General features: G+C 76.0%; 2 pseudogenes. Both read left to right on the top strand.

From position 1 onward, the window contains the following. Positions 1-350, top strand: a pseudogene (locus tag B1790_RS34905) (hypothetical protein); the annotation flags it as partial. Between the two features lie 46 nt (positions 351-396). Next, positions 397-914 (top strand): annotated as a pseudogene (locus B1790_RS33790) (hypothetical protein); the annotation flags it as partial.

Raw genomic sequence — 914 nt, 5'->3', positions numbered from 1 at the left:
CCGCACCGGCGACGTCGGCCCTGCCCGGGCTGCTGCCCGCCGCGGCCGCACCCGCCGCAGTGCCCGCAGCGCAGCCTGCCGGCCTGGTTCCCACCGCAGAGGTCCAGATCCCGCAGGTCGCGAACAACGTGTTGCCGCTCCCCAAGGAGCTCAGCTTCCCGGGTGACCTGACCTCGCTGCTGCCCCCGGGCCTGCCGCTGGCCAACCTGCTCCCGCGGTCGCCCGTCCCCGCCGCGACGGCCGTGGCGCCCGCCGCCGCCGCCGTTCCGGCCGCGATCGCTCCCGCACTGCCTGCCGCGGCAGACGGCGCGCTCGCACCGCTGTTCTTCCCCACCGCCGCCCTGCCCTGACGTTCACCGCTCACCGCCGCCCCACCATCGACATCACGGGAGAGTCATGCCATCGACCAGAACGCTTCTGATCGCACTCGGTGCGTCGGCCGCGCTCGTGCTGAGCGCCCAACCGGTCGCCAGCGCGGAGCCCGCGCCGCCGTTGCCGTTGCCCTTGCCGATCAGCGGTCTTCAGGCGCCAGGGCTCCCCGCGATGGAGAGCCTCGGACCGGTGATTCAACAAGCCGCTGGTGACCCGACGAACGCCGCCTCGATGCTGATGGCCGCGGCGGCGGCGTTCGCGGCGTCGCGACGGCGGTCAACCAGTTCGTCGCCGATCCGCAGGTGGCTCACGTGCCCGCCGCGGGCGCCATCCCCGGCACCGAGGCGCACCTCCCGCAAGGAATCGACCCGGCGAATGCCGTCGGCCCCGCGCCGGACGCCGCACCACTGGCGGCAGTGCCGGCTCCCGACGTGGCACCGGCGCCAGCGCCTGCAGATCCCGCCCCCGAGGCGGTAGCGGCACCCGCTCCCGAGGCCGCGGTGGCGCCGGCCCCGGCCGCCGTGCCCGCCGCCGCAACCGTC

Source organism: Mycobacterium sp. AT1, from assembly GCF_002043095.1.
Taxonomy (GTDB): Bacteria; Actinomycetota; Actinomycetes; order Mycobacteriales; family Mycobacteriaceae; genus Mycobacterium.
This window is presented reverse-complemented; position numbering and strand designations above follow the sequence as displayed.